This window comes from Helicobacter bilis (assembly GCF_001999985.1).
GTDB classification, from domain to species: Bacteria; Campylobacterota; Campylobacteria; order Campylobacterales; family Helicobacteraceae; genus Helicobacter_A; species Helicobacter_A rappini.
Genome location: NZ_CP019645.1, coordinates 1,459,402 through 1,479,351, shown reverse-complemented (window position 1 = coordinate 1,479,351; position 19,950 = coordinate 1,459,402). Strand labels below are relative to the sequence as shown.

At 33.4% G+C, this 19,950-nt stretch carries 16 protein-coding genes; 5 read left to right on the top strand and 11 right to left on the bottom strand.

Annotation, left to right across the window (positions count from 1 at the left end):
* Positions 1 to 1,175 precede the first annotated feature (1,175 nt).
* A complete protein-coding gene (locus XJ32_RS06935) occupies positions 1,176 to 2,057 on the top strand; it encodes a tyrosine-type recombinase/integrase (RefSeq protein WP_254422302.1) in 882 nt (293 codons plus the stop codon).
* A 132-nt stretch (positions 2,058 to 2,189) separates the two neighbouring features.
* On the opposite strand, the gene metK is transcribed toward XJ32_RS06935, so the two are convergent.
* Positions 2,190 to 3,350, bottom strand: coding sequence for a methionine adenosyltransferase (gene metK / locus XJ32_RS06930; RefSeq protein WP_077388793.1), 1,161 nt, complete (start codon positions 3,348 to 3,350; stop codon positions 2,190 to 2,192).
* A 259-nt stretch (positions 3,351 to 3,609) separates the two neighbouring features.
* Here metK and XJ32_RS06925 point away from each other — a divergent pair, with 259 nt between their 5' ends.
* Entirely contained in the window at positions 3,610 to 4,431 is an 822-nt protein-coding gene (locus tag XJ32_RS06925; protein ID WP_155761472.1) for a hypothetical protein, read from the top strand.
* Positions 4,432 to 4,486: 55 nt separating this feature from the next.
* Positions 4,487 to 4,702 carry a hypothetical protein gene (locus XJ32_RS06920; RefSeq protein ID WP_155761471.1) on the top strand — a complete coding sequence of 72 codons (216 nt, stop codon included), beginning with the start codon at positions 4,487 to 4,489 and terminating at the stop codon, positions 4,700 to 4,702.
* A 47-nt stretch (positions 4,703 to 4,749) separates the two neighbouring features.
* On the opposite strand, the gene XJ32_RS06915 is transcribed toward XJ32_RS06920, so the two are convergent.
* Complete coding sequence (locus XJ32_RS06915; protein WP_077388790.1) at positions 4,750 to 5,802, bottom strand: dehypoxanthine futalosine cyclase; 1,053 nt, start codon at positions 5,800 to 5,802, stop codon at positions 4,750 to 4,752.
* Between the two features lie 140 nt (positions 5,803 to 5,942).
* Here XJ32_RS06915 and XJ32_RS06910 point away from each other — a divergent pair, with 140 nt between their 5' ends.
* On the top strand, positions 5,943 to 7,058 hold the full coding sequence (locus XJ32_RS06910; protein WP_254422301.1) for a 50S ribosomal protein L11 methyltransferase: 1,116 nt from the start codon (positions 5,943 to 5,945) through the stop codon (positions 7,056 to 7,058).
* 38 nt (positions 7,059 to 7,096) lie between these two features.
* On the top strand, positions 7,097 to 9,004 hold the full coding sequence (gene ftsH / locus XJ32_RS06905; RefSeq protein WP_077388789.1) for an ATP-dependent zinc metalloprotease FtsH: 1,908 nt from the start codon (positions 7,097 to 7,099) through the stop codon (positions 9,002 to 9,004).
* A gap of 446 nt (positions 9,005 to 9,450) precedes the next feature.
* Here the strand turns inward: ftsH and abc-f are convergent, their stop codons facing one another.
* The 9 genes from abc-f to XJ32_RS12265 form a co-directional block, all read right to left on the bottom strand.
* On the bottom strand, positions 9,451 to 11,451 hold the full coding sequence (abc-f, locus tag XJ32_RS06900; RefSeq protein ID WP_077388788.1) for a ribosomal protection-like ABC-F family protein: 2,001 nt from the start codon (positions 11,449 to 11,451) through the stop codon (positions 9,451 to 9,453).
* Positions 11,451 to 12,605 carry a transcription termination factor NusA gene (gene nusA, locus XJ32_RS06895; protein WP_005217578.1) on the bottom strand — a complete coding sequence of 385 codons (1,155 nt, stop codon included), beginning with the start codon at positions 12,603 to 12,605 and terminating at the stop codon, positions 11,451 to 11,453. Before nusA ends, abc-f begins: the two co-directional genes overlap by 1 nt.
* A gap of 98 nt (positions 12,606 to 12,703) precedes the next feature.
* Entirely contained in the window at positions 12,704 to 13,306 is a 603-nt protein-coding gene (locus XJ32_RS06890; RefSeq protein ID WP_077388787.1) for a DedA family protein, read from the bottom strand.
* A 496-nt stretch (positions 13,307 to 13,802) separates the two neighbouring features.
* Positions 13,803 to 14,285 carry a PKD domain-containing protein gene (locus tag XJ32_RS06885; RefSeq protein ID WP_254422300.1) on the bottom strand — a complete coding sequence of 161 codons (483 nt, stop codon included), beginning with the start codon at positions 14,283 to 14,285 and terminating at the stop codon, positions 13,803 to 13,805.
* Positions 14,286 to 14,362: 77 nt separating this feature from the next.
* Complete coding sequence (locus tag XJ32_RS12860) at positions 14,363 to 14,599, bottom strand: hypothetical protein (protein WP_254422299.1); 237 nt, start codon at positions 14,597 to 14,599, stop codon at positions 14,363 to 14,365.
* A gap of 128 nt (positions 14,600 to 14,727) precedes the next feature.
* A complete protein-coding gene (locus XJ32_RS12855) occupies positions 14,728 to 14,865 on the bottom strand; it encodes a hypothetical protein (RefSeq protein ID WP_254422298.1) in 138 nt (45 codons plus the stop codon).
* Positions 14,866 to 14,941: 76 nt separating this feature from the next.
* On the bottom strand, positions 14,942 to 15,751 hold the full coding sequence (locus tag XJ32_RS12850; RefSeq protein WP_254422297.1) for a hypothetical protein: 810 nt from the start codon (positions 15,749 to 15,751) through the stop codon (positions 14,942 to 14,944).
* Positions 15,752 to 15,765: 14 nt separating this feature from the next.
* Positions 15,766 to 16,149: a hypothetical protein gene (locus XJ32_RS06870; protein ID WP_155761470.1), complete on the bottom strand. Its 384-nt coding sequence runs from the start codon at positions 16,147 to 16,149 to the stop codon at positions 15,766 to 15,768.
* A complete protein-coding gene (locus XJ32_RS12265; protein WP_077388785.1) occupies positions 16,146 to 19,925 on the bottom strand; it encodes a putative barnase/colicin E5 family endoribonuclease in 3,780 nt (1,259 codons plus the stop codon). The genes XJ32_RS06870 and XJ32_RS12265 overlap by 4 nt, the downstream gene beginning before the upstream one ends.
* Positions 19,926 to 19,950 lie beyond the last annotated feature (25 nt).

Genomic DNA, 19,950 nt, shown 5'->3' with positions numbered 1-19,950 from the left:
CCGAAATATTCTGTCAAATTTTACATTATTTCTCTATAAAATAAACTTAAAATAAAATATATGTTTTTATATTCACTTAGCAACTCAAAAAAACACTTAATCACTAACTCAAAAACACACAAACACATAAAAGCCTTATATAAAGGGTTTTTTGCATAAGTGTTTTATAATATGCTTATATGTTATAATTCCTTTTTTTTACTTCCACTCGATGTTTTTTTGTTTGTATCTTATGTGTATTTTTGAATGTATTCTAAAAAAGGATACACAAAAGGATACACAAAAACATTACTACATATTAAAGTATGTTTTATGTGCTAATAAAGCATATAAAACTACACAATAAAAGCTTATAAAATCCATTAAGTAAAGAATGCAAAAATTAAAGCATTATTTGCTTGTGTAATTTTAATTTGTATCAAAGTATTAATTAATTTGTAACGCTTTAAAAATTATTTTGTATCAAGTGTTTTATATACTTTGTAATTTGTAAAAGCTTTATTTGTATTTGTGAAAACACGCATAAGCATTAATGTTATTATGTGTGTAATGTATATGCTAGTATGCAATATTAATGCTTAACACATGCAAAGGCTTACATATACTTTTATGTGTGGCATACAATGCAAACTAAGCAAAACAATATAAAGCAATTAGTTACACATACTAAGCAAGGCATTAATATACATGCAAAGGCTTATAAAGTAATTGCAATGCAAAACAAAGCATAAGCATTAAGCAATACAAGATTATTAAATGTGTTATGTAATTTATATTTGATACTTTGTAAGATTTGAAATAAAAGGGATTTGTAAGCTTTAAAGGGGCATATAATGCGTAAATGCAAAAAGTTACATTATATGCTTAAGTGTAGTTTATATGCGTTAAGCATGTAAGGATTATAACATAATTTAAAACATATAAAGCATTTAAAGTATATATGTATGCAATACTTGCTTTATATGTTACTTTTTATGTTATGTGTTATGCTTTGCTAACCTCAACATTAAGCAAATATATTACATGATGAGGTTATAAGCTTGTTATGCTCGGCTCTTAGTATGCAATGCAAAAACATTAATACACTTGCAAAACATAATAACCTTACATGCAAACACTACTAAACATACTTTATAAAGTAGATAACAAACACTATTTTATAAGGAATGATAAACATGCAATATACAACACTACATGATATAAAAAGGGTTATAACAATCTTTGAAAATAGCATTAACAAAGCAAGTAATAAAGCTAATGCTAATAACAAAGCAAGTAATGCAAATAATACAAGTAAAGATTTATTAGTAAGTGATAGCACTTGCAAGGGTTTATATCTTTACTTAAGACAAAACAAGCAGGGCATATCTAAGGCTTTTATATTTAAATATAAATCTAGCAATAGAATATATAAGCTTACAATAGGACAATATCCACATATAAGCCTTGATAAAGCAAGGGATATAACAACAGAATATAATTCTATATTGCAAAGCTTAGAATTTAAAGAAAAAGGATTAAGCCTTAAAGACTACTTGCAATACATGCAAGATAAAGATAAAAATGCAAAGCTTACTTTTAAGCATGTATTTAATGAATGGATAGAAAAACAAAGCATAAGAGAAACTACAAAAAAGCAATATATACACCAATCAAAGCCGCTTTTAAAAGTGTTTGGTAATAAGCTAATACAAGATATTACTAAAAATGATATTTTAGAGTTTTTGCAAAGCTATCAAGTAAGAAAAAAATTAAATATATGTTACCAACTATACAGGGCGTTAAAGCGTGTATTTGATTATTGCATAGCTTATGATTACATAGAGTATAGTGTATGTGATAGGATTAAATATAAGATAATATTTAAATTACCTAAAACAAAACACCATAAAGCAATACTTGAAAAAGATTTAAAAGACTTTGTTATATATAGCAATAAAGCCTTATTTAATGATTTAGATATACATAAACATAATGATAATTTTACAAAATACAAAACGCTAGAGTATAGATTCTATAAATTACACACCACAAATCTTTGCAAATATAGAATCTAGTTAATTGGCATTTGCTATACAAACTAGATTCCATAAAAACTAATAAATTTTAGCTTTTTGTTTGTAATAATGTTTCTCAAAATACTACATTTGAATAAACTTAGTAAAAGCAACAAGATTCTAAACTGCTTTCTACTTCATTCCACAAAACTCTCTAATTTCTTCAACTTTATCCGTTTTCTCCCAAGAAAATTCCGGCAACTCTCGTCCAAAGTGTCCATACGCCGCAGTTTTGCGATAGATGGGGCGTAGCAAATCTAAAGATTCTATAATGCCCTTAGGTGTAAGTCTAAAGACCTTTTTCACGCATTCTGTCAGCACAGAATCTTCCACCTTGCCTGTGCCTTGCGTATCTACAAGGATTGATACAGGCTCTACCACGCCAATCGCATAGGCTACCTGCACCACCGCTTTATCACACACGCCACTTGCGACAAGATTTTTCGCCACATATCGTGCTGCATACGCCGCACTTCTATCTACTTTGCTAGGGTCTTTCCCGCTAAATGCCCCACCTCCGTGCGGACAGCTCCCGCCATAAGTATCCACGATGATTTTTCGTCCGGTTAGCCCTGCATCGCCTTGTGGTCCGCCGATGACAAATTTGCCTGTGGGATTGACAAAATAGCGGATATTATCGTTTAAATACTCTTGTGGGATTACCTTTTGCACGATTTCTTCAATGACTGAATCTTTCAAATGGCTTTGCTGTGTCTCTGGGCTGTGCTGCGTTGAGATAACGATTGTATCAATACTTACAGGTTTGCCATCTTCATAACGCACAGTAACTTGAGACTTGCCATCTGGGCGTAAAAAAGGTAGCGTGCCATCTTTGCGTTTTACTGCTAAGCCCTCTGTAATGCGGTGAGAGAGCCAAATGGGTAGGGGCATAAGAGAAGGCGTCTCACGGCAGGCATAGCCAAACATAAGCCCTTGATCGCCCGCACCTATCTCGCCATCGGCTCTATCTACGCCTTGATTAATATCTGGGCTTTGCTCACCAATGCCATTTAGCACTGCTGCGCTGCGGTAGTCAAAGCCATAAAGCGCGTCTGTGTAGCCGATTTCTTGCACGACTTTTCTAGCGATTTCTTGCATAGGGGCATATACGCTTGTCTTTAGCTCGCCTGCGATGACACAAAAGCCATTGCTTACAAGCGTCTCACACGCTACACGCGCATTTTTATCCCGCTCAATGATGTAGTCAAGCACCGCATCACTGATTTGGTCTGCCATTTTGTCTGGATGTCCTTCAGTTACAGATTCTGAAGTGAAAAGAAATGATTTTTTCATAAACTCACCTTGTAATTTTGAATTTTTGTAAAGCAAAATGCTAACACAAAAAGTTAAACTACATATTGTAATTTTGATTTTTTATTATATAAAGGGTGGATTTTATTGATAACTGTTTGACCAATGTGAGCATTTGCAATACATTTGACTTTATATTTTACATTTCAAGTTCTAAGTCGAGACATTTGGTTTGTTAATGTGTTTGTGGTGCAATCCAAGGGCCGAATTTAACTTGAGTTTTCTCATAATATCTTACATCATGTCTCAGAAACTCGACTTAGAATCACTTTTTATTCAGCATGATTTATTGCTTATTGATGGATATTCACTTGCCAAAATATCCTTTGATAATGAGTATGATTTGGTTTTAGAACCAATTTTGAAAAAACTCAAAAAGAGAATTTATTTACCATATAGCATATTTGAAAAATTACAAGGAGATCCTAGAATCTACAAAAAATATTTTGGAATACAAAAATACATTGTAGTTAGTCAAGAATATAATACTATAAATGAAGCCATACTTGCAAATAAAAACAAAAAGATTTTAGTCATAGTTGGCGATATTATAACGGGTAATCAAGTATTAAGGCGTAAAAAGACGGCGGTATTTTTCGGCAAAAAGGATTTTAGTTTCTTTAATAAAGGCAAAACTAAATCGCAAACACATAGAACACAAACAAAAAAACTAAATACAGACAAAATAAAAATAAAGGGGAACATTCCGGCACTTAATGAAACAATACATTATAAAGACAAGAACAAACCGGTCGCCATAAAGCTTACAAAAGAATTAGCAAAAGGTGGGGAAGGCATTGTATATGAAACAGATTCTAACTATTTAGCAAAGATTTATAAAACAGATGAACACAACAAAGATCAATTAAAAGTCCCAAAATACACACAACAAAAACTAAAAAAGTTTGAAGAAGTAAAGCTTGATGAATATTCCAAGCAACATATATATCTACCACTAAAAACGCTATATAATAACAATAATGAGTGGATTGGGTTTTTAATGAATAGGGCAAAAGGTAAGCCAATACAATATATTTTAGGTGGTAGCAAGGAGAGAAAATGAAAAAAAGGATGGCGTTGACAAACACTATTGTCGAAGCGGAGATATATTTTCGAAAATGCCATACACAAATAGTAAAATCAATGGCATTGTAAAAGTTTATTATAAAGGAAACAGGCTAATCTGGCAAGCAAACGCACAAAATAGCAAACTAATCAGTGGAAAATGTGCTAATGGCAAAGCCTTTACAAATGCACATCTTACAAGATTGGCTAATGAAATAAATCAAAATATAACTGGCGGTGATTACTGGTATGATATATGTGAAAAATAAACGAAATTTAGATTCTAATGCCTATCAAACATCTCAGAATCAATTACTCAATAAACCTCAAGCATTTCATACGCTGTGTTTCGTTTAGCAGGGATTTCGCCAATATCTTGTATAAGCTTAATCATCTCATTTTTACTCATAGAGTAGCATGCCCCAGCTGATGAGACGACATTTTCTTCCATCATAGTGCTACCCAGATCATTTGCACCAAATAAAAGGGCTAACTGCCCTATATGGCTACCTTGCGTTACCCAACTACTTTGGATATTTGCAATATTATCAAGATATAACCTACTGCATGCTAAAAGTCGCAAATACCTATTTGAACTCGCCTTTTGTAAATGCGGAAACTCAGCGCTAAGCGGCGTATTTAAAGGTTGAAAACTCCATAAGATAAACGCTCTAAAGCCACCAAACTCATCTTGCAAATCCCTTACTCTACGCCAATGCTCTATAATATCTTCATCTCTTTCTATACTCCCAAACATCATTGTAGCAGTAGTTTTCATATCAATTTTATGTGCTTCTCTATGCACCATAATCCACTCATCAGCACTAAGTTTTTTAGGAGCGATAATATCACGCACAGAATCACTAAGGATTTCTGCCCCAGCACCCGGGATTGAAGAGAGTCCAGCCTTTTGCAAACGCACTAAAACTTCATGTATTGTTAGCTTTGAGATTTTTGCGATATAGTTAATCTCAATCGCTGAAAATCCATGTATCGTAATGCTTGGATATTTTTCAGCAATGTGTTTTACAAGATTCTCATAATAATCAATCTTTAGCTTAGGATGCACCCCACCTTGAAATAGAATCTGTGTGCCACCAATAGCTAAAAGCTCATCAATCTTAGAATCTATCTCATCAAAGCTTAAGATATATTCCCCCTCTTGCCCCAACTTTCTCTTAAACGCACAAAATTTACAATCCACCCAGCAAATATTTGTATAGTTAATATTCCTATCTACAATGAATGAAGTGATATTATCAGGGTGTAATGCCTTCTTAGTTTCATACGCCATTTTGCCTAACTCTTTGAGAGAAGCATTTTGCATGAGATCTAATATTTCAGAATCTGTATAACGCTTATTTGTCATTGTTTTCTCGCTTGTATAAATTGCGTAATTATAATGTATTTTTATAGGTTTTTGCTTTGTAGTGTAAATTTATATCCATGCTTTGTTTTGTTATAATTTCGCATTGACTACCCATTTTAAAGACTAGAAAAAGGATTCCAATGAATGATAATCAGCTATTGCCATACACGATAAAAGGAAAACAGCTTGATAGTAATATGCTATCACTAGATTCTAAAGGACAAAAGCTTATCTGGCGGACAGATAAATCTCAAAGTGAGATAGAATCTATTTTGCAAGAAATACATATAAAAATACAAGAGATAGCAAAAAGTTTTGATATAAACACAGATGAGATAATGCTTTATAACCTACCACTTATTTCATCTAAAAAGATCATGAAAACACAGAGAGAAACACAGAATCTGCATTCATGCCATTATGATTTTAAACAATCTTCTTACACGCCTTTTATAGCCAAAGAGTTACTAGCCCAAAGGAATTTAAAAGAGAAAAAAGGCGATTTTCTTAATAAGAAACTTATAGCCCATGCAAATAAAAAGCTAAAAAAAGCACAAGCAAAGCATTTACTTTTTTGTAAAAATAGCCCAAAATATACCCCCAAGATTCCACAAATTACAATCAATGCAAATATTTTCTTATGTCAAAATAAAGACTGGATTACAGAATACAAGCAAAGTATAAAACCTGTTATATGCGCTAGATTCTATATCCGCCCAAGTTGGCATGAAGAAAATAGGGATTATGAGAATCTAATCATTGATCCATCACTTAGCTTTGGGAGCGGACACCATGCGACAACAGCTATGTGTATTGACTTGCTTAGCAAACTGGACTTAAGCGATAAAAACATGCTTGATGTAGGTTGTGGTAGTGGCATTTTATCGCTTGTTGCCGCAAAACTGCATGCAAATATATATGCGTGTGATACAGATATAGAAGCTTGCAATCAAAGTAAGAAAAACTTTGCGATAAACAACCTTTTATACAAAGAAATATGGCAGGGTAGCTTGCAGAGTTTAAAGCAATTTGAAGTGCCAAAAAGCTATGATGTAATATGTGCAAATATTGTTAGCTCTGTGCTTTTACTGCTTAAAAAAGATTTAATATTTTATCTCAAACAAGATGGAATCTTGATTTTATCTGGCATTTTACAAGAGCATGAAGCAAAAATACTTGAAGGTTTTAAAGAGCTAACCCTACTAGAAAAAAAGCAAATTGATGAATGGTTATGTTTCAAGTTTATAAAAAAATAATATAATTGCGTAATTTTGTATTTTTAAAAGAGGAAAAAATGGCAAATAATGATTCAAACAATGGCAAACCGCCAATATCAAAAAATCCTGTTTTTATTTTTATTATTCTTGGAATTGTATCAATCATTTTATATAAGTCTTTTTCTACTGATGATTCTAGTATTTTTGGTAGATTAGGTGGTAATAGCGTTAGTCAAACGATTGAATATTCAGAGTTTAAACAGCTTATTAAAAGCGGGCAGATTCAGAGTGTATCTATCGGTCAAACAATGGTAAAAGGTGTGAGTAAAACTATCAATCCCACTATCTATTACACAACAAAAAAAGTGCAAGATACAACGCTTGTGCCGCTTTTAGACGAACATAAGGTAAGCTATAGCGGATTTAGTGAGCAAAACTTTTTTACAGATTTAATCGGTTGGCTACTCCCTATGTTTATTTTCATAGGACTTTGGATGCTTTTAACAAGTCGCATACAACGCAATATGGGTGGCGGTATGTTTGGGTTAGGCAATGCAAACAAGTTGATTAATGCAGAACGACCAAATGTGCGATTTGATGATATGGCAGGTAACAAGGAAGCAAAAGAAGAGGTTGTAGAAGTCGTGGATTTCTTAAAATACCCTGATAGATATGCAGCAGTTGGAGCGAAGATTCCAAAGGGTGTATTACTTGTAGGACCTCCGGGGACTGGTAAAACCTTACTTGCAAAGGCTGTCGCAGGGGAAGCGAATGTCCCCTTTTTCTCAATGAGTGGTAGTAGCTTTATTGAAATGTTTGTGGGGCTTGGTGCAAGTCGTGTGCGTGATTTATTTGAAAAGGCAAAAAAGGAAGCCCCAAGTATTATCTTTATCGATGAGATTGATGCGATAGGAAAAAGCCGTGCGGCAGGGTCTGTTGTCGGTGGCAATGATGAAAGAGAGCAGACACTAAATCAGCTTTTAGCAGAAATGGATGGATTTGGCAGTAATGCACCCGTTATTGTTTTAGCCGCTACAAACAGACCTGAAATCCTTGATCCAGCACTTCTTAGACCGGGCAGATTTGATAGACAAGTATTAGTTGATGCACCGGACTTTAAAGGGCGTATTGAGATTCTAAAAGTGCATATTAAAGGTGTGAAATTAAGTAGAGATGTGGATTTAAATGAAATCGCGAAATTTACGGCTGGTTTAGCAGGTGCTGATTTGGCAAATATTATTAATGAAGCAGCACTACTTGCAGGTAGAGAGAATAAAAAAGAAGTCTCACAAAAGCATTTCAAAGAAGCGATGGAACGAACTATGATAGGCTTAGAGAAGAAATCCCGCAGACTTTCACCAAAAGAGAAAAAGATAGTCGCTTATCATGAAAGCGGACATGCTTTAATGGGTGAGGTTACAAAAGGGGCACATAGGGTAAATAAAGTCTCTATTATCCCGCGTGGCATGGGTGCGTTGGGCTATACGCTACACACACCTGAAGAAAATCGCCATTTAGAACAAAAGCATGAAATGTTAGCAACCATTGATGTATTGCTTGGTGGTAGGGGCGCTGAAGAAGTCTTTTTAGAAGAAATATCAAATGGTGCTTCTGATGATTTACGCCGTGCGACAGGCATTCTTAAAAACATGGCAGTATATTATGGTATGACTGATGTTTCTGGGCTTATGGTGCTTGAAGACTTTACTGCTAGAAATAGATTCCTTGGCGGTGGCGGTGGTAACTCAAGAGAATATAGCAACGAAACCGCACAAAAAATGGATACCTTTATCCAAACAAAGCTAGAAGAGCATTACACACATGTCAAACAAACTTTACGCGATTATCGCGGTGCTATTGAGACTATGGCACAAGAGCTACTTGAAAAAGAGGTGATTGAAGGCGAAAGAGTGCGAGAAATAATTGCTGCTTATGAAACAGAACAAAATATGGAAAGCCGACTTGTGCCAATTGAGGAGCATTAATAAATATCTTATGTTAAAGTTGTAGATTCTGCAATTTTAAGCATGGAATGCGGTTTTATCACTTCTTTTAGTTTTTTTGTGAATTAGCTAAATTTAAAACATTCTTATGCTTAAAAGTTTTTAAGCAAAATCAAATTCTAAGTGATTAAGAAACTTGAAATAAATCATTATCCCTAATATTTTATTATGATATATAGAATTTTTGGAAAAGATATGTAAAAATCTCTATATATTATAAACAAAATGTTTTGTAATAAAAAATAATCGATTAAAGTAGAAAGTTTGATTTAGAAAACTAAAAATCTTATAAAATAATTTTTTATTAATAGTGACAATATTACACAATATAGAAGCAAGTTAAACCAGATTTACTCGCTTAAAATATAGAATCTAATATCTTATTATTTTGCACCCACTCAAATAGTTGAGATTTTGAACGGAACACTTTATAGTTTCATACTCAATTCTTCATATCTCTGCCATTTATAATCAAGGGCTTTTTTTGCTTCTTCTAATTCATTACTTAAAGTTTGGATTCCATATTTTTCGTATTCACTTGGTGTGCCTAGCTTATATTCTAAATCTTTAATACATGCTTCAAGTCTCTCTATATCTTCTTCTAAGCTATCATATTCCCTTTGGTCTTTATAGCTTAGCTTTTTTGGTTTTGCTTCATTTTTTGGAATCTCTTGTGTTTTATTAGATTTTGTTTCAGTCTGTATAGAATCTTGTCCTTTAGAATCTTTGAGTTCATTTTGCAATGTATAAATCTCTTGCAACTCGCTTTGTGTGTCTAAAAACTCACTATATTTCGCATGAGTGATAATATAGTTTTGCTGCATAGAATCCATAGAATTTTGTAAGACTAAAAGTCGCTGTGCGATTTTATCTGTAAAATATCTATCATGGCTTACAAAAATGATGGCACATTCACTTTGCATAAGATAATCTTCTAAAATATTCATTGTCGCAATGTCTAAGTCATTTGTAGGTTCATCAAGGATAAGGCAGTCATACTGCTTTGAAAACAATAGGGCAAGTGCCACCCTTGATTGCTCCCCACCGCTAAGCATACCTATCTTTTTATCTAAATCTTCCTTAGGAAATAAAAAACTTTTGAGATAGCCATACACATGTATATTTTTGCCACGCACACTCACTCTATCCCCGCCATTAGGGCAAAATGTCTCAATGAGTGTTTTTGTGGAATCTAGCATTTTTTTATGCTGGTCAAAATAGCCAATATTTATATCGCCTCTTAATATCTCGCCTTGAAAATGAATGCCTTTTGCTTTTAGAAATAAGGGGTCTTCATGCAAAAGACAATGAAGCAAAGTGCTTTTACCGCTGCCATTTTTTCCTACAATGGCGATTTTTTCTTGCTGCATAATACGCAGATTAAGATTCTTAAGAAGTGGCTTATCATGGATATAAAGTGTAATATCTTTTAATTCAAATAGCATTTTCTTTGTGTTTTTTATAGAATCTTTTGGCAATTCTTTGAGTGTTTTTTCAAGTGTTTGAGTGATACTTCTAGCAAGGCTTGGCATGGATTTTACTTTTTCTCGCAACTGCATTAGCCGCTCTTTTCTGCCTTCATTTCTTTTTCTTCTTGCTTGCACGCCTTTTTGTAGCCATTGCTCTTCTGTTTTTAGAATCTTTTTTAAGGCTTCATTTTCTTTCATGAGATTTGCTAGCATTTGTGCTTTTGCTTGAAGATATGAAAGGTAACCACCGCTAAAATTTGTAAGCTTAGCATTATCAAGCTCTACAATCCTTGTAGCAAGATTATCAATAAAATATCTATCATGACTGATAAAAATAATACTTGCTTGCATGTTTTTCAAATAATTTTCTAAGAAAGCAACCATATCTACATCAAGGTGGTTTGTCGGCTCATCAAGGATAATAATATCCGCACTTTTAATAAGAATGCTTGCTAACATAATCCTTTTTTGCTCGCCCCCACTTAGCGTTATAGCAAGTCTATCAGCAAAGCATTCTAGTCCAAAAGAGTGCATAATATTTTTTACTTTAAGATCCAAATCCCAGCCATCATGCCTATCAATGTATGAATGTAGCATATTATATTCTGTTGATAGCAAGGCATTGTTTGCAAAGTCTTCTTGCTGCATGATTTCTTGTAGTCTTTTATGTGATTGCTTGAGATTATAAAGGCTATTTTCAAGTACTTCTGTTACGCTATGATTGGGATTAAAGCTAATATGTTGCGGCAGGGATAGAATCTCAATATCATTTTTTACAATTCTTTGTCCAGAATCTTGTGCTATTTTTCCTTCTATGATTTGTAAAAGTGTGCTTTTACCACAGCCATTTTTGCCTATTATTGCGACTTTTTCATGTGTGTCAACACTAAAATGCGTTTCTTTTAAAAGTAGCTTTGTATCATATTGCTTACTTATCTCATTGAGTGAGAGTAATGCCATTATGAGTTGCCTTTAAAAAGAGATTCTAATGCTTCTAGTCCTAGCTTTTTGTCTTCATCTTTTTCTGTGGAATCTTTAGTTGTTATTTGCTCGCTAGGCTTATCAGCTACTTCTTGTAACTCAAAGTCATAGCCTGTTAGCATACTTGCAAGGCGGATATTCACACCTGCTTTACCAATGGCTTTTGACTTTTGTGATTTTGCGATTTGCACTATTGCCTTTGGCTTTTCTTCTTCTGTATCTGCTTTCTGCAATTTCACAGAAATAACTTGGGCTGGTGATAGAGACTTTGCTACAAAGATTTCTGGCACACTTGAGTATTCAATGCAGTCTATATTTTCGCCGTGTAATTCTTTGCTTACAGCATTAATTCTCACGCCTCTTGCACCGACAGCAGAGCCGATTGGATCAATCTTTGGATTATTTGTATAAAGGGCTACTTTTGCCTTTTCACCGGGTATGCGTGCGATTTTATAGATTGAGACTTCGCCATCTTTTATTTCTGGCACTTCAAGCATGAGTAGCTCTTCTAGTAGCTTTGGTGTTGTGCGTGAAAGCTCGATTTTAACACCATTTTTTGTGATTCTAACAGATTTTAGGATAGATCGCACTGGCTGCCCGACTTTAAACTTCTCACCTTTAATGCGATTTTTAAGCGATAATATCGCACGAGTTTCACCTATCTCTATGGAAGTATTCCCCTCATCATCGACATGCACTACCTGCCCGATTACAATATGACCTATATCTTTTTCAAACGCTTTTAATATCTCTTGCTCGTTTAGCTTTTGAATCTGATAGGTAATATCATGGAATATATTATTTACCGCATTGCGATTCATACCCTCTAAATTGATTTGATACTCAAGCTCATCACCTGTATTTACATTCTCTACAAGGCTTCTAGCTTCATTTAGAGGGATATGCGTAGATTCTAAATCTTTGCTAAAAGAGGAATCATCGCATACAATCATCTTTTGCACTAGACGCAATTCTTTTGCACTCCAATCTTCTATAACAACAAAGTTTGCATTCTCGTTAATCTCTTTTTTTGCCATTTTTACCATAGAATCTTTAATCGCTAATACGACTTGGTCTTGTGGCAAACCATTTTCTGACGCTATCATTTCAACTATATCTAAAATCTTTTCCACTATAAAACCTTAATTTATTTTTGCGTATTCTTGATATGTGGGAGTATATAAAGAAGAGTGAAATTTTAGCATAACTTTACTAATATGCAAATTATTACTTATTCTTGTAATATCCTGCTAGATTGAATCTTCTTTTTAATAAATAATAAAGATGCGATAAAAATAAAAATCCCCACAAATACAGCCGGCAGCGCATACGGATATGCCAATAACATTTTGATAATATCAAATAAAAATCCACTTGCATAATATCCAGCAATACCCAAAGAAATACCCCAAATGACTGCCCCAATGCAATTAATAAATACAAATTTTGTCAAATTATACTGACTAATGCCAACTGCAAGTGGCACAAAAGAGCGGATTCCATGTAAATATTTGCTTACAATAAATAAGCCCCAATCATACTTTTTTGTCATAAGATACATACAAGCGATTTTTCGCCTATGTTTGCCAAACATTCTTCTTACCTCTGCTTGTTGTGTCCTTGCAAATAAAGCAAACAAAGAGCTACCAAGTGCGTTACCACAAATTGCTACAATTATGCTAAAAGTTAAATCAAGTGTGCCTACACTCGATAAGGCTGCTGCTGTAAGTATGGCAATATAGCCCCCACCCATAGAATAGAAAAAGAGTATTAAATAGCCAAAATTTTCCAGATTGTTATAATCTTTTAATATATCTAGTGCTTCATTTTGCATGATATAACCTTATGTAATATTGAATTAACCACATGATTATATCTTAAAAATAAGTATAATGATATTCATTTTCTTTAAAAGAGAGATTTTACTTGGTTTGTTGTGCTAAATAATAGTTTTTGTCAATAAAACTTGTGGAGTGGAATGTTGCGCGTGAAGTTTATGGAATCTGTTGGTTAGTATTTGCTATGCATGATAGATTCTAGAAGATGGTTTTAAAGCTTTAGTATTTTGTTTTGCAGTGTTTTTTTGTAAAGTGTGGTATTTATGTAATTTTTATGGAAAGCAGTATGGATTTTAAACTTTCTTTACCATTTTTTATTTTTTAGTCTTATTGCTTTTTCTCATTTTTTTGAAAGATATTATTTATTGTGTAGAAACAAAAAAACACTAAATTTTAATGTTATTTTTGCAACTAAAAACCATTAAATCGTAATAAAAAATAAATGTAAAGTTTACAGAATCTAGCACATTTAAACACTAGCAAAACACACACTTAACACACCAATATCTCTAAATCCCTAAAGTATTCTTTAAGCACAAACTTATCTTGGTCTTTATCATTGACATAGTCTTTATTCTCAACTTCTACTAGGGCTTTCAATCTTACATTATATGAGCCTTCTTTACTAAAAGACTTTAGTATATTATCCTTTTGGCTACTCACTTCGCCATCACCAAAATCCCATTCAACTTCTACTAACTCTATGGAAGTAACAATATGAAATCCTATCACTTCATCAATAGCTATCACGCTTTTAGTAGCATATATCTCTAAAATAGTAGTATCAAAGTCTGTATTGTAGTCAGGTATTTGCACCTTTTTCCACTCATCTGTATAATCACTGATTGGAGCTTCACCTATTGCTTTGAGTGCATTCACGGTGGTTTGCTGCATATCATAGCTTTTAAGCAAGTCTGGTTTATTTGCATTTGATAGGACATTTTGATAGCTATTACTGATTAATGTTTTTGGCAATTAGCCTTATTTATCTGTGCGTTATCATTGGCACTTTTATGTAATACTTCTGCCTTGATTTTATCTTCTCTTTCATGTTAATATTTGGCTTGAGCTTGAAGTTGAGCTGTTTGCATTTTACTTGCTTGTATCTTAAAAAAGCTTTCTTTCACTTGATTGGATAGCATACTACTTCTTTTTTCTTTTATTGTTATTTTGCCTAGTATGCCTAATGCACTTTGATTTTGTGCGTCTCTTGTAGCTACTTCGTTTTGGTCTATGGTTAATGCTGTTTGGACTGCACTTTGAAATACGCCTAAAAATGTTTTAGCCATAAAATCACTATAAGCTAAAGCCTTTTGGTCATCTGTAAAAGCATAGCTCTATTAAAACATATTTTGGCATATACTTTACAAAGCTATCTAAGGCGTCTTTATAATTTAGCTATCTTTCATCTTAGCTTCTATAAAAAACTAAGATTCTGAAAATCAAAATTCTCTTGGAATTTCTTTAGAGTGAGATTTTTTGTGTCTATCATGTTAAATCCTTTTTTTTGTGGTATAATTTGCCTTGAAGTTTTATGTCGTGCGACTTGCCCCATCTCAATACTACTAGAGAGGCTTGAAGCTAAAACTCTCTTTTGTTGGGTAGATTGCAAAAGAGGTGGGACATAAAACTCACTCTTTCATATACACTATTTTAATCTTATCACTTGTCAGTATTTCTTTTAACCTATTTCTCTTTTTATCAAAGTAATATGTTTTAAATTCTACATTATGCCCTTGTATCCCTATTCCAAACAAATTCATTAGCTTTTTGTCATTATCGTAAAATGGCTTATAGAAATACACGCTAGGGCTACTTTGTCCTTCTCTTGCCTGCTCTACGATAAACAATGGGTCTTTAAAGGTTTTAAAGAAACCGCCTTTTATGTTTTCTCTGTCTGTGTTGTGCGTATTGTGGGCAAAATGCCTATAAGCATAAGATATACTACACTCGACATTACCTATGGGCGTTTTGATAACACCCTTATTGCCTTTTATACTATCAAACATTTTTGCAAACTCTTCTCTATTTCTAAACTCTGCCTGTGGCATTGTCTCTACTTTGCCATTTTTTAAAGCAGATTCTATTTCTTGTGCTAATTCTTTATTAAAAATATCCTTACTTACTTCTTGCACTTGCTTTTTACCTTTTAAGAAATCTCTAGGATTAAACTTTTGCATTATTTTAGCAAACATAGCTGGATTATTCTCACTCAAAGATTTATAGTCTTGTTGAATGCTTTTAATAGCTAGTGTAGCGTATCTTTGTGCGGATTTATTCTTATAAATCTTGCTTACCGCCTTGCTCCCAGCTACTCCACCTAAGAATCCAGCGGCAAACTTAGCAGGATTAAATCCTACAATGTTTCCATTCTCATCTGTTTCAATTCCTGCTGCACTACCGCTTATCAATCCACTTCCTAAATGGGCGTTACTTTGCATAGTTATAGAATCTTTTAACGCATAGATTTCTTTTCTAGCTCTTCTCTATCCTTTGCGTATCTAGCTTTGTCATATTCCCTGCTTTTTTCTATATGATAGGCTTCATTGTTATTAAGATTATTGAGTTGCTTTTGTAGTCCTTGCAGTTTGTATTCTTTAAGCTTTGTGGGATTATTTGCTATATCTAGGGCAGATTCTAACACTTCTTTTTGAAAAGGGCTTAAGTGGTAGGTATTATAGCCTTGTTGCAGGGCTTTAAGCTGTGTTTGGTTGCCTAAAATAGCTTGTGTGATTTGCTCTTTTAAGCTTTGGGCTGTTTGCTTTTGTAGGTATTCTTTGCTTACGCTCATATTACTTAAAGGCTCTATATAGTCATTCCTACCCTCAACTTTCATCACTCTAATAAGATTGTCATCTTGTGTGTGAAGTTTTTAATTTCTTTAATTTTCTCATACTCGTTCATAAATGGATTAAAATACTCACTTTGTGCTTTTGTGGGATTTTGTGGTATAATGTTGCTAGTAGTTGAGTTAAGAGTCTCTAACTCATTAAATTTGCCTTGAGCGGAAAGGACTTCGGCATCGCTACTGAATAGCTTATCCACTTTTTCTTTTTGCAAATTTGTAATATTATCTTTCTTGTAGCTTGTTATAACCCAATTGTTATCACCTTGTTTATTAAATCCTTTTGAGATTCCCACGAGATAATACTCATTGCCATTTTTATACCATAGCGTATTTACGCCATTTTCAGTAAGTAGTTTGCCATTTTGTATAATCTCATTTATAGCGTTTATAAGTCCAGCTTCGCCCTTACCGAATGCTTCAAAATCCCCTGCGTTTAAATGCTTCTCAATAATCTTAGCAAGTCCATAGCCCTTTGCATTTTTACCTTTTCCTTTAACTTCCCCCCATACTAAATCAATATCCCCCAATTCTTTACGATGAAATGCCCCTGCAACTTGTCCTTTATACTCGCCTTTAGCTCCGCTTTCTTTATGTGCTTGTGCTTCATTTATGAGTTTTTGTATAGCAGTCTCGCCGCTGTGATAATGTTCTGCGTAATTTGTGCCAAATTCTTTTATAGGTTTAATGCTTAAAGTTTGTTCTATATATTCTCTGTTCTCTTTAAAGTATTGTATAGAATTTATATCATCTTTATATTCTTTTGTGGATCTTAAGGATTTAATCGCTTCTCTTAATTCATCATTATTAAAGGCAGCTTGTGGGATTTTATCTTTTATCCACATAACTAAGTTTTGCATTCTAGCTATTACTGGAAATGGTATATCGCTATTTTTACTATTGCTTTTACTCCATAAATCGCCTTGAATATTTTCTAACTCATCTTTACTCTTACCCTCTAAGCTTTTAATAAAAGATTCTTCATCAAATGCTTGTAGTTGTTTGTCTTCTAATTCCTCTTGTTGTTTTTGTAATTGGCTAAATCTTGCTTCTGCTTCTAGTCTTTCATTTACAAGCTTGTCTAGTGCCTTGTTTCTCTCTTTTAAAGGTGCGTTTTCTTTGACTAATTGTAAATAGTTGTCTAAAGATTCTTTATTAAAACCATCATATAAATAGATTTGTTTTTCCTTATCGGTTTCTAAATACATTTTTGTTGTATATCCGCCTTTTTTTCCTATCTTTGCATGATGGCTGCTTACTAACTCTATGTATCCTTGCTCTATGTTTTTTTGCCTTGTTGCAATATCTTTTCTAATCTCTGTTCTTATGCTCTGTATCTCTTTATTATGTTTTTGTAGTAATTTCTTTGTTTCTGCTACACTTTTTCCGCTTGCCTTTGCTTGTTTGATTATTTCTTGTGGGGTTTGTGGTATAATGTTGGTAGAGTTTGGTAAGGGGTGCTTATCAGTAAAAAGGGCATCGCCGAAAGTCTTGTCCTTTTCTCTTTCTGCCTTATAGCTTGTGATAATCCAATTATTATCGCCCTTTTTATGAAAACCTTTTGAAATTCCTAATTTATAAATATTTTCATCTTTTTTATACCATATTGTGCTAACACCATTTTGAGTAATAACCTTGCCATCTTGTATAATCTCACTCATAGCGTTTATAAGCCCAGCTTCGCCCTTACCGAATGCTTCAAAATCCCCTGCGTTTAAATGCTTTTCAATAATCTTAGCAAGTCCCCAGCCTTTAGCTTCTTTGCCTTTGCCTGTTACTTCTCCCCATACCAAGTCAATGCCACCCAAGCCCTCTTTATAAAACGCATTTTCTATATGTCCTGCTTGTGTGTAAAGTAGAAAATCTACTGCATTTTTACCTTTAAAAAAGTCCCTTGCCATTTCATCGCCATACATATCCCTTAAGTCTTTAATCGCCTTTTGATCGTTAAAGAGTATGCCAAAAGGATTGCCATTTTTCTTGTATTCTTTATCTACTCTCTTAAATATATCTCTAGCAAGGGTTCTATAATCCGCCTCTAGCCCATAATGTTTATCGATAAATTCTTGTGCGTAAGCCATATTTACATTTTTGCTATTAGTTAAACCTCTTAATATACCCATAACATCGTCTAAGCCCTGTTTATCTGCGTTGCGAGGCATATTTTTAAAGACTTCATAAAGCTTTTCATCACTTATAAATAAGCCGTTTTGATAATAATTTGCAAGTCTTAAATTTGCGTGAAAATCGTAAAATTCATTATTTGTCAAGTGCCTTTTAGCTAAATACATATTATCCGCATTTCTAGGACTTATGAGCTTTAATATCCCATTTAGCTCTAAAATATCGCCGTCTTTATCGGGCTTAGTTCTTACCACTCCGCCTTTAAAATCTACAAGCTCATTTTTGTGATTAATTACAACATCATTATTCTCATCAAGGTAATATTTAAATCCTTGCTCGGTTTGTATTTCATATTTTACATTTTGCGGTTTTTGAAAGTTTTCTAACTGCCTTTGCCTTATATTTTTCCTTAAAATTGCTTCAAAACTCCCTTTTGCATTTGCTCCTAAGCTTGAATTTTCAAATAAGGCATAACCATCGCTTCTATACTGCTTCACACTATCTAAATATAGTTTCTGTGCTAAAAAATCATAAGCCTCTCGGCTGGACTTTTCATAAAGCTCTAGTAATTCTTTATTATCTAACTTTACATTTATATCCTTATCTTGCATATCTTTTAAGATATTTATAGTGTTAGCATTTTGTGGTATAATGTCGCTATCGGTTTTAGCAATAGGAGTGGTTTCAGGGTGTGCGGTTGCCACCGATTGAGCTTTAGCCGCCGATTCTGTGTTATGCACACTGACACTTAAGGAATCGGGTTTATTTAAACTCTCTAATTCTAAAGTATAAATCCTATTTTTACCCTCTATCTTTTCAAATAAAGTTATTTGTGCGTTTGCATTTTTGTGATTAATGCTTATTCCTTTTGTAAATCTATGCACTTGTAGAATATTAGGGTTATTCTTATAATCGTTATGCGATTCCCTTAACTTGCTATTCTCAAAAAGCGTTTTTAAGTCTTGTGCTACCGCAAAATGTTCGTCTCTGCTAAATCCATTTGCTATGCTTTTATCCACTGCCTTTCTGCTTGATATTTTATTAATCTCATCAGCTGTTATATAGCCTTGCATTCCTGTTTCTTTGTTTGTTATAGGCTGGGTTTTATAAGGCATTAATGCTTCTTTTAAATCATTTCTTAAATCTCTTATGCCTTTTGTTTCTTGTGTGGTGTATGTGAAATTAGAATCTATTTTATTATTTAAAGCCTTTTCTTGTGCTTTTATGTTTGGATTAGATTCCATATTTGCGTATAGATTTGTTTCTTTATTATTCCCATATAGATTTTTTAGTAAATCTGTGTCTTTGTTTATTTGGGTGTTGTCAATTGATGTGCTAGTTTCTTTTATCTCTGGCTTATACTCTAACAATAATTGCTTCTGTGCTTCTTTCTCTTTTATCTCTGCTATATCTGCATATTGGTCTCTGTATGATTCTAGTGTTGCGTTTTCGTTTTTGTCTCTTTGCATTAACTCATCATAAGTTTTTGGCTGTGCTAGCTGCAATTCTTGTTTTTCTATGGCTGTAATGTTGTTTTTGTCTGTTGTTATGAAATAGGTTTCATTATTTGCCTGTGCTTTTATTTGGTGTGTGGATTGGGTTTTGAAGCATATAAAACCACAAAAACAAGCTATAATGTATCTCATGATTAATAGCAAAAAAGGGGAGTAA